Below are 14,725 nucleotides of genomic sequence, written 5' to 3' on the forward strand. Positions count from 1 at the left end.
GTGGCTGCTCTCATGGCAGCAGCACATCCGTACGAAACGGCACCGAGCGCCCCGGACGGCCCACCTTTGCTCCGCGTGCACCTTTTCGGTGGATTCAGAGTGGAACGAGACTCTGGCGCCCCCCTCGCCGACAAGTGGCCCCGCCCCAGCGCCCGCGCCCTCGTCAAACTGCTCGCCGTCTCCCCCGGTCACAGCCTCCACCGTGAGCAGGCGATGGAGATCTGCTGGCCGGACGCCGACGCCCAGGCGGCGCTCGGCAGTCTGCGGGTCGCGCTGCACGCCGCCCGCCGGGCCATCGAGCCGGAGCTGGCGCCCCGCGCCTCCTCGTCCTATCTGACCGGCGAGGGCACCCTGCTGCGGCTCGATCCGCGGACCGTGGTGATCGACGCCGATGTGGCCGAGACTCTCGCCGAACGCGCGCTGGCCAGGGGCTCGGCCGACGCGCTGGCCGCCGCGCTCGCCGCGTTCACCGGTGAGCTGCTGCCGGAGGACCGTTACGCGCCCTGGGCCGAGGCCCGGCGCGAGCAGCTGAGCCTGCTCCGCGACCGCGTGCGGCTCGCACTCGCCGAGGCCCACCTGACGGAGGGCGAGACCGAGCTGGCCACCGAGGTGGCGCTGCGCGCCCTGGCCGCCGCGCCCGCCGAGGAGCGCGCGCACCGGGTCCTGGTCGACGCCTACCTGCGCCAGGGGCTGCGCCGACAGGCCGTGCGCCAGTACCACCTGTGCCGGGAAGCACTCGACGCCGAACTCGGCGTACGCCCCGGCCCCGCCACCGAGCGACTGCATCTGCTCGCGCTGGACGCCACCTCGGCCGTGCTGCCCGCCCGGTCCGCCCCTGTGCTGCCCGCCGCGATCCGCACCCCGCCCGGTCCCCCGCTGCGCGGCAGGGCCGATGAGCTGGGCTTGCTACTCGCCACCGACGGGCCACCCGTGCGGCTGATCGGCGGCGAGGCCGGCGTGGGCAAGACGCGACTGACGGCGGAGGCGGCCCTGCGAGCGGCCGAGGCCGGGGCGACCGTGCTGTGGGGCGCGGGCCACGACGCCGAGGGGCACACCCCGTACGGCGTCTTCGTCGAGGCTCTGGACGCCTGGCTCGCCGACCGGCCGTCCGCCGAGCGGGCGAGAATCGGCGGCGAGTACCACGAACTCGCCTCTTTGCTGCCCTCGCTGGGGCAGATCGGGGCAGGTGCGGAACGCAGTCCGGAGGAGGAGCGCGACCGCTTGTTCCGCGCCGCGGCCGGGCTGCTGGGCGATCTCGCGGCGACCGCTCCCGTCCTGCTCGTGCTGGACGATCTGCACGCCGCCGACACCGGCTCGTACCAGCTGCTGAGTCATCTGGCCCGGCGCGCGTTGACCACGGGGACGAGCTGGCGGTTCGCCGTGACGTACCGCGCGGAGGAGCTGGACGCCACGGACCCGCGGCGCACCGCGCTGGACATCCTGGTACGCCAAGGGCTCGCGCAACCAGTGGAGGTGGGTCGGCTCGGACGTGCGGAGTGTCTGGCCGTCGCCGAGGACGCGGGCGCGCGGACCGGGCTCGACCGGGTCTGGGAACTGTCGCTCGGCAATCCCCTCTTCGCCCTGGAACTGGCCCGTACCGTCGACGAGGGCACCGACCCGGCCGAGCTCAGCGCCCCGGAGGGCGTACGCCAGCTTGTTCGGGCGCGACTGGCCCGGCTCGGGCCCGCGGCGCGGCGTGTGGTCGAGGCGATATCGGTGGCGGGAGGCGCCGCCGCCCTGTCCGAGGTCATGGATGTCGCCGCCCACGGACTGCACCCGCCGCTCTCCGCCGCCGAGGCGACGGACGCCGTGGACGGGGCGGTGCTGGCCTCGGTGGTGGAGGAACGGCCGGTGGTGGTCGGCGGACAGCCCCTGCCCGGGCTCGTCTTCCGGCATCCGCTGGTACGGCTCACTTGCTACGACGGATTGTCGGCCGCCCGCCGCAGACAGCTGCACTCGGCGTACGCGGAAGCCGTTCTGCGGCGCAGGCCCGACGCGCTCGACACCCTGGCCTCGCATCTGACGCGCGCGGACGACCCGCGGGCCACCCGGTATCTGCGGCAGGCCGCCGAGCGGGCCGCCGCCGTCTGCGCCAACGACACGGCCGACCGCTACTACGCCGAACTGACAGCCCGGCTCGACGCGTTGGCCGCCGACGCGGCGATGGCCCGGATCGACCGGGGTGCCGTACTGCGCCGGATGGCACGCTACCGGGAAGCGGTCGACGTGCTGCGCGAGGCGCTGGACGACATGGTCAGGCGGGGCGACCGGGACGGGCAGGTGCTGGCCGCCGCCCGGCTGGCCGAAGTCCTCGTGAAGTACCGCTCGACCGACGAGGGTGAGGAGCTCCTGCGCACCTACCCGCCGCAGCCGCGGACACCGCCGCTGACCACGGCGAACCACCATCTGGCGGCGGGAGTGATCCAGTTCGTCAGTGGGCGGTACGAGGAGGCGCACGCCTCGGCGTGCACCGCACAGACGGCCGCCGGCGCCATTCCCGGCAGCGGACGGCGCGGGCTGCTGGCCCGGGCACTGGGGCTCCAGGCCACGTCGCTGGGGCTGGCCGGAAGACTGGCCGAGGCACGCCCCGCCGCCGATCTGGCGCTGCCGCACGCGGAGGCGTACGGCGATCAGGATCTGCTCGTCAACATCCTCTCGGTGCTCCGGGAGCATGCCCGCCGCTCGGGCCGCCTCGCCGAGGCGGTCTCGACGGGGCAGCGGGCGCTGCGACTCGCGGAGCACACCGGGGACCCGACGGCCGTCGCCTTCGAGCGCGCCAACCTGGCCGAACTGCACCTGTTGCTCATGGAGTTCGACATGGCACGGGAGCATGCGGAGGCGGCGGTGCGGGACACGGGCGAGCATGACGAGTGGTGCACCCCGTACGCCCTCGCCGCGCTGGCCCGGGTGCGCGTCAGAACCGGTGAGCCGGGTGGCTCCGAACTGCTGGCGCGGGCCGCGGAGGTGGCCGGAGCGCAAGCGGACCGGCAGGCGACGCACGAGGTGCGCACCGCACAGGCCGAACTGCTGGTGCGTGACGGCCGGCCCGAGGAGACACTGACCCTGCTTGCGGACGGCACGGGCCCGGGCGCCGCCCATCTGGTGGCGTGGGCGGAGCTCCTGTCGGGCCACCCGGACCGGGCAGCGCACCGGGCCGCCGCGGAGACGGCCCGCGCGGAACGCACCGGCGAACGCCTCTCGGAGACGGAGGCCCGCACGGTGCACGCCGCCGCACTCATGGCCCTGGGGCGGTGGCGGGAAGCCGGGGAGGAGTTCGACAGAGCCGCAGCCCTCTGCGCCCGACTCCCCTACCCGGCAGGCACACTCAGGGTTGCCCAGGCCCGCAGTCTACGGTTCGGCTCATAGCGGCTTCTCCCCGGCACAGACACGTTCGGAGTCCCCGCGGAACTCAGCCCGCCAGCCCACTGATCGAGTCTCCGATGTACTTGGCGCCAAGGATGACCAGGACAGTCGTCATGATGGCCGCGTTGTGGGCGGCCATCCACGCCTTCCATTCTCCGAGCACCTTCGTCGACGTCGCACCGCCCAGGAGGTACACGCCGAGCGGCAGCGCGGTGCACAGCGATGCGATCAGAACCATGAGGACGGCGGCGACCGTCTTGCCTCCGGCCGAGGCTGTGCTGGAGGCGATGGAGACCGCGCCGCCGACGGCGAGGACGAGGTTCTTGGGGTTGGCGACGGCCAGAACGGCGGCCAGGCCGGCTGCCTTCCCCGGAGTGAAGCTGTCGATCGCCTTCATCCAGCCGGGAGACTCGGCCTCGTGCCCCTCCCTCGGCCGACCCCTCCACTGCTTGACGCCCATGAGAAGGAACAGCACGCCCAGCCCCAGCTTCAGCCACAGCGTCCAGGAGGCCGGGCCGTCGTCGCCGCCCGAGGCGTCGCCGCCTGAACCGGCGAGAACGACCACCGTGACGAGGGCGGCGAGCGAGACCACCCAGCCCGCCGTGAAGGCGATGCCGTTACCCCGCCCTTTGGGCGTGGCCAGCATGAGGATCACTGCGATCAGCGGCAGGGGGCTGATCGCGATGCCCACCGCGGAAGCAAGCATCTGGCCGATGGCGTCTCCCATGGCTCGTCACCCCCTCGCTACGATGGGCGGCAACTGGTAGGTCCCGTCGAGGACGGACTGCCCTGGCGTGTACAGGCGGATCATGGGCCGGAAGTCCCCGGCCGGGGCGGGCAGCCAGTTCGCCGCTCCTTCCCGGTCGTCCGGCCGCTCCCGCTGGATGACGACGGTCAGCGAGCCGTCCTCGCCGTACACCAGGCCAGGAGTGCGGTCGCCGAGCGAGTACCGGCCGACCGGGTTGTCGACGAGGTAGTAGTCGGGGGTGTCGTACATGGTCACCGACCAGAACGACTCGACGGGAGGTGGCTGCTCGAAGCGCAGGGAGTAGGACCGGGCGCCGTTGAGCTGCTTGCCGTCGGCGTCGGTGAAGGTGTGCGCGTACACCGCCTCGTAGCCGTGGTTGCCCCAGAGCGCGGCACGCGCCGCGGCCGCCCGCACCAGGTAGGACGCCTCCCGGTCGGTGATCCGCCACTGCGGCGAGTCGATCGTCCCGATCCCGTAGTGGTCGAGGTTGTAGTCGAACAAGTGGGGGTTCATCTCCCAGGCACCCGGCGGGCGTGCACCGTCGGCGGGCGGATTCGACGCGGCCTCGACGCGCGCCTTCCCTGCCGCGGCCCCTTCGGTGAGCGCCTTGACGAGGGCGGGGTCGGCGTTCACGTACGGCGAGGGACCCTCTTCGAGGAGGCCCAGCGGCTGAAAGCGTTCCTGGTGGTCCTGGTCCGGTGCGGAGGGCGGGAAACCCGCCATCCAGACCCGCAGCCGCTCGAAGAAACGCAGCTCCTCGGGCACGTCGGGATCCGGCGCCGGCAGACCCGTGCGGTGACTGGCCGGGTCGAGCACGGTGAGCGTGAGCTGCTGTTGCAGGGCCTGCACCCGGGGCATGTCCTCGGGGCCGTCGCAGGCGTTGCGGCCGACGATCGAGATCACCGAGGTCGGGGCGTCGATCACCCCACGCACGCCGTCGGGCGCGGTGCCCGACCAGCCGGGCGGGACGACGAGCCAGTCACCTGCTTCCGTCCCGGTGGCGCGCTGTCCCAGGTACGCGAAGTTGTTGCTCCACACGTCCACGAACTGCAGGACGTAGTACGCGCCGACGGTATCCGGGACGTGAAGCAGGACCGGACCGCCGGAGATGTCGACCTGGGCGATCGAGTAGACGGTGTCGTTGTTCACCGAGACGAAGTGGGCGTCCGGGGTCGCCAGTTTCGTGGAGTGCCCGAACCGGTTGAACGGGGTGGGCGGCAGTGAACCGAAGCCCTTGTGCATGAACGCGGAGATCATCGACACGTCGAAGACGAGTGGGAAGCCGTAGACGTACGCGTCTGCGGCCAGGCCGGCAAGGCTTTCGGTCCTGCTGGTCACGGCTGGCTCCTTCGGGCGTCGGCGCTCAGGGCGGGCAGCGTCCAGGAGCCGTCTAGGACCGAAGCCTCGGGGCCGTAGACGCGAATGGCGATGGTGAAGGGGCCGTCGGGAGCAGGCAGCCAGTTGGCGGCCCGCTTCGGGTCCTGCGGCGGGTCCTTGCTCACGTAGAGGGTCAGGCCGCCGTCGTCGTCGTGGACCAGGCCGGGGGTACGGTCGCCGATCGAGTACCGGCCGATGGGGTTGTCGACCAGCAGCCGCTCGGGCAGCCGGTAGATGGTCGCCGACCAGAAATACCGTGCCGGCGGCAGCGCCCCATGAGCGAAGTGGATGACGTGGTCGTGCGTCGCGGCGTCCGGCGGCCGGTTGCCCAGGTCGTCCTGGACCCAGCCCGCGTACCACGCCTCGGCGGCCGGCAGACCGTACAGGCCCTTGTCGACGCCGACCGCCCGGGTCAGATAGTCGGTGCCGCCGTCGGCACGGGTGCCGAACCAGTGGGTGGAGTCGGCCGCGTCCTTCTTCGCCTCGTCGAGCCGGGCGCGGGCGTCCGCGATGCCCTGCTCGACCGCGGCGCGGATCTCGGGGGTCAGCCCGGCGGGCTCGAACTCGCCGCTGCCCGTGACCCCGAGCGACGCGGCGAGCCGGTCCCGCAGCGCGCGTTCGCTGTCGAGTACGGGAAAGAACTGGAGCAGGAAGTCCAGCAGGGTGAAGAACTCGACGGTGCCGAGGTCCTCCTCCCGCCAGACCGGCCACACCGGCTCGTCGACCGGGTGCGACGCGGCCGAGCCGGTGAACTCCGACAAGGGGCGCAGCCGGTACCCCGCCTGGATTTCCCGCAGGGCCGGTACGTCATCGGGGCCGGCCAGGTACGTACGGCCCAGGATCCCGACGAGGAAGGTATCGGCCCTCAGCACGCCCGCGATGCCCTGGGGGACTTCACCGTCCCAGCCGGGCCCGGCGACCAGATGGTCACCCGCCTCCGGGCCGGTCGTACGGGCACCGATGTATCCCACGTACGAGGTATCCAGGTCGTGCAGCGGCAGCACGTAGTACCGGTCCACGGCCGGTACCGACACCACCCACGGCTCGGCCCGCAGGTCGAGCCACGCCCAGGAGTACGGGGTGTCGTTGTTCGGCGTCACCACGTCCGTGTTGGCCGGAGTGAACGGCTCCGAGTAGTGCCTGAACCGCCCGAACCCTCCTACGTACCGGGGGTCCTCCGGGTCGATCGCCTGGGGGTACATCGTTCGGTAGTTCTCCAGGAGCGCGAATCCCCAGATCCAGCCCTCTGCCGCGGCCTTCCGCGCCTCGTCGACACTCACCTCGGGCACGTCCCCCCTCCTCACCCATAGCTCACATTCTGTCCCAAAATGCCATGTGACGGGTCACTACGCATCCGCACCCCGTCGGGCCACGGACTGCCGCGCACCGCCTCATGTGGCGCTGCCGCAGGTAATCGGATCGACGGTTCACCTGTTCGGGTTACCGCGTGCGCGCCCGGCCGGACGAGAAGGCGTAATGAACGGGACGCCGGGTCGGAGGGAGCCAGCCATGGGGCAAGCGACGAACGATCTTCCGGGGGTGTCCACATGAGCGGCGGGCAGGACCGACGGAACCTGCCGGTGGCCGACTGGCTGGGGAACTACCGCAAGGGCATGCTGCGGGGCGACATGCTCGGGGCACTCACGGCGTGGGCCCTGATCGTCCCGGAGAGTGTCGCGTACGCGCAGATCGCCGGCGTGCCTCCGCAGAACGCGTTCTACGCCGCCCCGGTGGCTCTGCTGGTGTACGCGCTGTTCGGGCGGTCCAACTTCCTGATCATCGGAGCGACGTCCGCGGCAGCGGTCCTGTCGGCGGCAGCGGTATCCGAGATCAGCGGCGACCCCAAGGACGCCGTCGGCCTGTCGGCCGCCCTCGCGGTCATCGTCGGAGTGGTACTGCTGGTCGCCGGCATCGCCCGCCTCGGGTTCATCACCAATTTCCTCGCCGAACCCGCCCTGGTCGGCTTCCTGTTCGGGATGGCCCTGACCATCGTCGTCCGCCAGGGCGCCAAACTCGTCGGCGTCTCCAGCGGGGACGGCAACTTCTTCGAGCGACTGTGGACCCTCCTGAGCAGGGCGCCCGACTGGTCGCTCGCCACACTCGGCGTCGGAGCGGCCGCACTGGCGCTGCTGTTCCTGTTCGAACGGTTCGTACCCCGCCTCCCCGCCGCGCTGATCGTGCTCGTCCTGGGACTCGTCCTGTCCGCGGCGCTGGGCCTGGCGGACCATGGCGTGGACGTCGTCGGCAAGATCCCCTCGGCCGTCCCGGTTCCGCATCTGCCGGGCATCCCGGCCGAGGACTGGATCGCCCTGGCCGCGGGTGCGCTCGGCGTCGCCCTGGTGGTCTTCGCCGAAGCGTTCAGCATCGCCAACCGCTTCGCCCGCGAGCACGGCCAGGAGGTCGACGCCGACCGGGAGATGACCGCGGTCGGCCTCAGCAACATCGCCGTCGGCCTGGTCCGGGGCTTCGTCGTCTCGGGCAGCGCGTCGCGCAGCGCCGCGGCAACCGGTGCGGGCGCCCGTACCCCCATGGTGTCCCTGATCGCCGCGGCCCTGATCCTGCTGACCGGGGCCTTCCTCACCCCGCTCTTCACCGACCTGCCCGAACCGGTCCTGGGCGCCATCGTGATCGTCGCCGTACGCGGCTTCATGAGGGTGGGCGAACTGCGGCGTTACGCGGCCCACGACCGGCGCAGTCTGTGGGTTGCGCTTACCGCACTGATCGGGGTGTTGCTCTTCGACCTGCTGCCCGGACTGCTCCTCGCCGTGGCGCTCTCCCTCGTCCTGTTCATCGCCGCGGCGAGCCACCGCAACGTCGCCGTCCTCGGGCGCCTGCCCGGAACCCGTCTGTACGCCGACACGGCACAGCACCCGGACGCCGCAACGATCCCCGGCGTACTCGCCGTGCGGCCCGACGGAAGCCTGTTCTTCGGCAACGTCAACCGCGTCCGCCTCGCCGTCCGCGACCAGGTCGAGCGCACCACTCCTCCTCCGCGAGCCGTCGTCCTGGATCTGACCGGCAGCTACCGCCTCGGGATCCCCGTCCTCGACGCACTCGACGAGCTGCGAGAGGAACTGGCCAGGAAGAACATCGCCCTGCACCTGGCTCACGTTCGGGCACGCGCCGAACACGACCTGACCCGGCACGCCCTGGCCGACCGCCTCGGCCCGCGCGGCCGCCACCTCACCGTGGACGACGCCGCCTCGGCGGCGACCGGCGGACCGGTGTGAGGCGTGGACCTGCGCCTCGGGCTCATCCGCCGTCATCACCCTGGGCGTCCCGTCCCCAGCTCGATCGCCGCGCGCCCTGCCCACCGCTGTCGGGCGTGGCAGGGCGCCTCTCAGTGGCTGACCGCAACGCCGGTGGAGGCGAATTCCGGGACGCCGAGGCGCCGTGCGTCCCGTTCCGGGCGCATGAACAGGGCTGCCAGGATGCCGGTGATCAGCAGCAGGGCGGCCGTGACGAGCCAGCCGTTCTCGTAGCCGGACGTCGCTGTCGCCGCGCTGTCCACGATCCAGCCGAGGACCAGGGGCGACACCACGCCGCCCAGTGCGAAGACCGCCACGAGGGCCCCGAGGACGACACCTCGCTGGGAAGGCGGCGTGATCCTCGCGATCGCCGTCTGCGCGACAGTGATCATGACCAGGGCGACCGCCATGGGGCCGAACATCATCGGGACCTTGATCCACAGGGCGTCGACGGTGGCGAACACGGTCACCGCACCCGCCGAGGCCACCAGCAGCAGACCGGCACCGGCGCCTTCGGGCAGCCTGCCTCCGGTGCCGCGCCGGGCAGCCCGGCGGGCCAGCAGACCGTGCGCCAGCAGGACCACGCCGTTGGCCACGGCAGCTCCGCCGACCGCCGCACTGGCCTGCCCGAGGTCCCAGCCCACCACCGTCTGGAAATAGTCCGGCAGCCAGGTGAGTTTGGCGCTCATCACCCAGTAGGCCGCGAACGCGCCCAAAGCCGCAGTGATGAACGTGCCGGAGAGGAAGACAGCCCGCAGCGGTACCTCTGCGGCCCCGGATCCGGCGTCCGCTGCGCGTGCTTCACGGCCGACCGGTGGAGCCAGCGGCCCTTCCTTGCCCTTGACCGCCCAGACCGCCGCCCACAGCAGACCCGCGATGCCCGCCGCACCGAAAGCCCAGCGCCAGCCGAAGTGGGAGATCACCGCTCCCAGCGTGGGCGCTGCCACCGCGACCCCCGCCGCCGCGCCCACCATGAGGATCGCCGTCGGCAGGGTGCGCTCCCGCTGCTCGAACCAGCCGTGCACATGGTGGACCGCCACGGGTGCCGCGGGGCCCTCGGCGATACCGAGCAGCACCCTCGTCGCGATCAGCATCCCGAAGCCCGCCGCGCCCCAGAGCATCGGCAGCTGGGTGGCCGACCACAGCAGGCCCATCGCCAGGAGCAGCACAGATGTGCGCACCTTGCGGGTCAGGAACGAGACTCCCAGTGCGGACAGCGAGAAGAGGCTGAAGAAGGCGGCCTGGGCCGTGCCGAACTCCTGGCGGCTCAGACCGAATTCCCTCATGATCTCCGGCCCGGCGAGCCCAAGGACGGCCTTGTCGGCGAAGTTCACCACCATGAAGGCCAACAGCAGCCAGGTGGTCGTCCATGCCTGCCGGCCGGCGGGTGCCGGGTCTGCCGGGCCCGTACGCGGCGCTGCGGCAGTGACTGCTCTCACGGTCGCACCTCTTGCTCGGCACCGGCGTCCGCGGGAGCGCCGCATCCGCAGCTGTCGTCGTCGACGACGCCCACGCTGATCGCTCCGGCGGCCCGCCGTCGCCCCTCGTCACTGCGTGTCAGTTCGGTGGCGACGTCCGTGCCCGCGGCGACGGCGGCGGATTCGGCAGCTGCCCAGTTGAAGACGCCGCGCGCCATCGTCGAGGTCTCGCCCACGGCCCGGCGGGCGAAGACCTCGGCCCGGATCCGGGCCACGTCACGGTCGTCCGGCGCGGCCAGCGCGGCGGTCTCGGCCAGGTGCGTGGCCAGCCGCAGTTCCCCGCGACCGAGCAGCCGCTCGGCCCGGTCCGCCAGCACCCGCGCACCGCCGGCCGCGTCGGCGAGTTCGGCGGCCAGCACCGCTTCGGGGGCCGGCTTGAGGTTCGCCGGGTTCTGGTCGTACCAGCCGCCCCACAGGCGCCACAGGTTCCGGACGACGAACTCCGGCTCGTCGTACGCCGGGTGCAGATACGGCTTCTCCAAGAGGCCCGGCGGGACCTTCACGCCGTGCAGCACCTCGTCGAGGCGCGCGCCGGCGTTCATCAGATCGCGCGTCTGGGTGCACAGGGATTCGAGGAGCTCGGCCGTGTCGCCGAGTGCCTGCCGGATGCGGTCGGAGCCGAGGATCGGCACACCGTGCCCGGGGAGCAGCACCTCGGCTCCGAGGTCCTGCATGTCGCGCAGCGCCCGCGCCCATTCCACCGGGTAGCGCTGCACCTTCTGGGGGTTGCCGGCGTTCGGCGAGTTCCAGATGAACAGGTCGCCCGTGCACAGGGTCTTCAGCTCCGGGATCCACACGTAGGTGTGGTCGTCCGTCTCACCGCGGGCGTGCACCAGCTCGAAGGTCAGCTCTCCCCTGCGCAGGGACAGCCGGTCGCGGTAGGTCGTGTCCGGGTAGCGGTACTCCGTCGGCCACTGCAGGGAGGGCACACCGAACTGCCGCCGGTTGACCCACGTGTTGTACCCCGCCGTCTCGCGGTAGCGGTCGAAACGCGCCGCCACCGCCTCGTGCGCGACAACCTCAGGACGTGCCGTCCCGGCCTCTGCGGCCTCCCTGTCGAAGGGCCCCACGCCGAAGACGTGATCCACATGGCCGTGGGTGTACACCACCGCGCTCACCGGAGCCGATGAGTGACCGCGCACCGACTCGTGCAGCTGGGCGGCGGTACGGAAGTCGCCCGAGTCGATCAGCACCAGTCCGTTCCCGGTGTCGAAGACCGCCACGTTCGCGAAGGCGGGGAAGAACCCGGTCCGCTCACCGACCTGGACAAGACCGCCACCGGCGAACTCCCCCGTGAAGTGGGCCAGTAGCGACGCCTCGCCAGACCAGACCCGGTCCGCGTACGCCATGTAACCGCTGGAATTGTGTTCCGTCATAATGTCCGGCTCCTCAAACTCACGCTGGGGCCACCCTCCCCGCCCCCTGCGGTGGCCCGCCGATCTCCATAGAGTCTGCGTCGCGGCCTGCCGGCGGGACATCCGCCGCTTTCACAATCGATCGCCGCGTAGACTGTGACGGATCACAGCCCTCACGGAGGATCGCCCCGGTGTCGAACGTTCCACCATCCGTAGCCCACGGCGCGTATCCGGCGCTGTCACCCGCCGCGCAGGCACTCGCCGCCCGGTGCGAGAGTCGCGTCAACGAGCTCGCCCGCCGCATGGCCCGCGAGACCTTCGAACAGCTGCCGGGATACAACGAGCTCCCCGCCGATGTGAAGGACGTGGAGATCGCCGCCACGGTTCGCAACGGGCTGCGCCTCTTCCTGCGCCGCGTACGCGATACCCAGGGCCGTGCCGGGGACTACAGCCTCTTCCGCGAACGCGCCGCTCAGCGCGCTGACGAGGGCATGCCCCTGCACACGCTTCTGCGCAGCCACTCCACGGGCGTCTATGTCCTGTGGCAAACGCTCCGGGACGAGGCCACCAGCGGAGAGGAAGGCGCGCTCATCGAGCTCGTCGACTTCCTCCTGCGCGGCCACGAAGCCATCATCGGCGCCGTGGCCGAGACCTACCTCGATGAACAGACCGCGCTCTTCGCCGAACGACGTGAGCACCACCGCTCCCTCGTACGCGGGCTGCTGGACGGTTCCCTGCCCCCAGCGCGGGCCTTCGAGGAACTGGGCCTCGAAGGGCCCTCTCTCGTCGTTCACCTGCATATACCTCGCAATCAGGACCCGGCGGCTCCGGCCGTCGCGGACCGCCGCCAGGTCCGCCGCATCCAGACCGTGCTCGACCGCGTACTCGGCACCGAGGCGGTGTCGCTGCTCAGCGTCGACGGAGGTCACGCCATCGCTCCGCGGCGGGCCGACGACACGGACGGCACCCGCGCCTGCGAGGAGCTGTCAATCCGGCTCCGGCAGGTCTGCGGCCCCGATGTGCGATGTGCCGCGGTCACCGCTGCGAGTCCCCAGGACGTCCCGGCTGCTGCCAGGACCGCCACCGACATCGTCCGGGTCGCACGCGCCTGCGGACGACCCGCCGGCCTGCACCGTATGGACGACGTCCTGCTGGAGTACCACCTCTCGCGCCGCGACGAAAGCAGCGACCGCATTGCCGCCCTCCTCGACCCAGTCGGAGACCGGCCCGAACTCATCGAAACCCTGCGTGTCCATCTCGAACATCGCCACGACCGGCGCAGCACCGCACGCCACCTGAGGCTGCACCCCAACACCGTGGACAACCGACTGGCCAGGTTCACCGAGCTCACCGGCCTCGACATCTCCTCGCCACACGGAAATGCTCTGGCACTGGCCGCACTGCTGCTGCGCGGAAACGTGCCGGCGTGACAGCAGTCGCACGGGGGTAGCCCGAGAACAGGTGAACGGGCTCCGCTCGGGTCGCCGAGCCGGCGTAAGTACCGGAGCGCGGGCACAGCGTCACCCGCCTGGGCCGAGCCCGAGCACGGGCATGACGCCCGCCGCTTCGCGGCCTCGAAGCCCGACCCGCCCGATCAGCTCGGCCGAACCCATTGCCGCCGCGACGGCGGAACCATTGCGCCGGAGGCTGTCCGCAGCCGGAGAACGTCGGGCCGGCCGTGGGCCCGCCGCCGGCGTGGATCACCTCGCTCGGGTCAGGAGCACGCGGCGAGTTACAGCGCCGGCTCAGCGCCGCGCGTCCTCGGCTCCGACGCCGGTGAGCTCAAGGGCATCAGCCGTATCTGGCTCGACGGCAAGGTGAAGGCCGACGCCCTGGACCGTAACCTCGCGCAGGTCGGCGCGGACAAGGCGTGGGCGGCCGGACGTACCGGCAAGGGTGTGAAGGTGGCGGTCCTCGACACGGGCGCCGACCGGACCCACCCCGACCTCGAGGGCCGCATCGGCGCCACCGCCGACTTCACCGGCAGCGGCGGCGTCCTGGACAAGGTGGGCCACGGCACGCACGTCGCCGCCACCGTCGCGGGCAGCGGGGCGGGTGCTCCCGGTGTACGTTCCGGTGTCGCCTACGACGCCGACCTGATCGTGGGCAAGGTTCTCGGCGATGACGGTTCCGGCTCCGACTCGCAGGTCATCGCGGGCATGGAGTGGGCGGTCGCGCAGGGTGCGAAGGTCGTCAACATGTCACTGGGCAGCGGCCCGACCAACGGCACGGACGCGGTGACCACGGCTCTGGAGAACCTGACGACCTCCTCCGACACCCTGTTCGTGGTGTCCGCGGGCAACAACGGCCCCGGCGTCTCCACGGTCTCGGCCCCTTCCATCGCCCCACACGCCCTGTCCGTCGCGGCCGTCGACTTCGTGGGTGGCACCGCGTCGTTCTCGTCGCGCGGCCCGTCCTTCAACGGCACGGTGAAGCCCGAGATCGCGGCTCCCGGCGTCAACATCGTCGCCGCCCGCGCCACGGGGGTCGCCATCGGCACCATCCAGTCCGACCCCCACTACACCGCCCTTTCGGGTACGTCGATGGCTGCCCCGCATGTGGCCGGTGCCGCCGCGGTGCTCGCCCAGGAGCACCCCGACTGGTCGGCCGACCAGCTCAAGCACACCCTCATGTCCACGGCGACCGCACCGGCCGCGGACCAGGGGGTCCACGAGGTGGGCAGCGGCGTCATGAACGTCGACGCGGCGCTGAGGCAGACCGTCGTGGCAGACACCGGCGCGGTCGACTTCGGAAAGGCTGAGGCCAACGGCGGTCCGATCACCCGCACCGTCGAACTCACCAACACCGGTGGCGCGTCCACCACGCTCGACCTCGGGGCCACCCTGGCCGCCGCGGGCGCCCAGCCCCCGGCCGGGATCATCGCGGTCTCTCCGTCCCGCGTCGAACTCCCCGCGGGTGGTTCCGCGAAGGTCACCCTCACCGTGAACGCCGACGGCACCCGGAGCGGGGCGTACTCGGGGGCGCTCACGGCCACCGGTGGCGCCGGCGGCCTTCGCATACCTCTGGTTCTGGACCGGGCCAAGAACCTCGCCGTCAGACCCTCGACCGCGCCGGCAACCCCACGGCAGGCCAGGTGTCCCTGCTGAACACGGACAACGGCAGCTTTGCAGGTCAAGTGCTGTTTCCAACCCTACA

The 14,725-nt window shown here is 71.7% G+C and carries 9 protein-coding genes; 4 read left to right on the forward strand and 5 right to left on the reverse strand.

What is annotated here, in order from left to right; all coding sequences use genetic code 11:
* The first annotated feature begins 99 nt into the window (after positions 1 to 99).
* Positions 100 to 3,366: an ATP-binding protein gene (locus ACIP63_RS22260; protein ID WP_401518158.1), complete on the forward strand. Its 3,267-nt coding sequence runs from the start codon at positions 100 to 102 to the stop codon at positions 3,364 to 3,366.
* A 43-nt stretch (positions 3,367 to 3,409) separates the two neighbouring features.
* Here the strand turns inward: ACIP63_RS22260 and ACIP63_RS22265 are convergent, their stop codons facing one another.
* From ACIP63_RS22265 to ACIP63_RS22275, 3 genes are read right to left on the reverse strand one after another with little or no spacing between them, the layout of a single operon-like run.
* Positions 3,410 to 4,090 (reverse strand): GAP family protein, encoded by a 681-nt coding sequence (locus ACIP63_RS22265; RefSeq protein WP_401518159.1) that lies wholly within the window; start codon positions 4,088 to 4,090, stop codon positions 3,410 to 3,412.
* Positions 4,091 to 4,096: 6 nt separating this feature from the next.
* Positions 4,097 to 5,449, reverse strand: coding sequence for a DUF1254 domain-containing protein (locus ACIP63_RS22270; RefSeq protein WP_401518162.1), 1,353 nt, complete (start codon positions 5,447 to 5,449; stop codon positions 4,097 to 4,099).
* Positions 5,446 to 6,777 (reverse strand): DUF1254 domain-containing protein, encoded by a 1,332-nt coding sequence (locus tag ACIP63_RS22275; protein ID WP_401518165.1) that lies wholly within the window; start codon positions 6,775 to 6,777, stop codon positions 5,446 to 5,448. The genes ACIP63_RS22270 and ACIP63_RS22275 overlap by 4 nt, the downstream gene beginning before the upstream one ends.
* 258 nt (positions 6,778 to 7,035) lie before the next feature.
* On the opposite strand from ACIP63_RS22275, the gene ACIP63_RS22280 reads away from it, so the two are divergent.
* Positions 7,036 to 8,718 carry a SulP family inorganic anion transporter gene (locus tag ACIP63_RS22280; protein ID WP_401518168.1) on the forward strand — a complete coding sequence of 561 codons (1,683 nt, stop codon included), beginning with the start codon at positions 7,036 to 7,038 and terminating at the stop codon, positions 8,716 to 8,718.
* 110 nt (positions 8,719 to 8,828) lie between these two features.
* Here ACIP63_RS22280 and ACIP63_RS22285 read toward each other — a convergent pair whose 3' ends face one another.
* Positions 8,829 to 10,175 (reverse strand): MFS transporter, encoded by a 1,347-nt coding sequence (locus ACIP63_RS22285; protein WP_401518170.1) that lies wholly within the window; start codon positions 10,173 to 10,175, stop codon positions 8,829 to 8,831.
* Complete coding sequence (locus tag ACIP63_RS22290; protein WP_401518173.1) at positions 10,172 to 11,590, reverse strand: alkyl sulfatase dimerization domain-containing protein; 1,419 nt, start codon at positions 11,588 to 11,590, stop codon at positions 10,172 to 10,174. The genes ACIP63_RS22285 and ACIP63_RS22290 overlap by 4 nt, the downstream gene beginning before the upstream one ends.
* Before the next feature lie 170 nt (positions 11,591 to 11,760).
* Between ACIP63_RS22290 and ACIP63_RS22295 the strand changes: the two genes are divergently transcribed.
* Both ACIP63_RS22295 and ACIP63_RS22300 read left to right on the forward strand, forming a co-directional pair.
* Complete coding sequence (locus ACIP63_RS22295; RefSeq protein WP_401518175.1) at positions 11,761 to 12,999, forward strand: helix-turn-helix domain-containing protein; 1,239 nt, start codon at positions 11,761 to 11,763, stop codon at positions 12,997 to 12,999.
* Positions 13,000 to 13,386: 387 nt separating this feature from the next.
* Positions 13,387 to 14,676: a S8 family serine peptidase gene (locus tag ACIP63_RS22300; protein ID WP_401518177.1), complete on the forward strand. Its 1,290-nt coding sequence runs from the start codon at positions 13,387 to 13,389 to the stop codon at positions 14,674 to 14,676.
* Positions 14,677 to 14,725 lie beyond the last annotated feature (49 nt).

Origin of the sequence: Streptomyces sp. NPDC088746 (assembly GCF_044751065.1) — a bacterium.
Taxonomy (GTDB): domain Bacteria; phylum Actinomycetota; class Actinomycetes; order Streptomycetales; family Streptomycetaceae; genus Streptomyces.

What these genes read in the sequence shown, in the direction of transcription:
- ACIP63_RS22265 (WP_401518159.1), bottom strand. Translation starts at nt 4,090, where the DNA reads ATGGGAGACGCCATCGGCCAGATGCTTGCTTCCGCGGTGGGCATCGCG.
- ACIP63_RS22280 (WP_401518168.1), top strand. Translation starts at nt 7,036, where the DNA reads ATGAGCGGCGGGCAGGACCGACGGAACCTGCCGGTGGCCGACTGGCTG.
- ACIP63_RS22290 (WP_401518173.1), bottom strand. Translation starts at nt 11,590, where the DNA reads ATGACGGAACACAATTCCAGCGGTTACATGGCGTACGCGGACCGGGTC.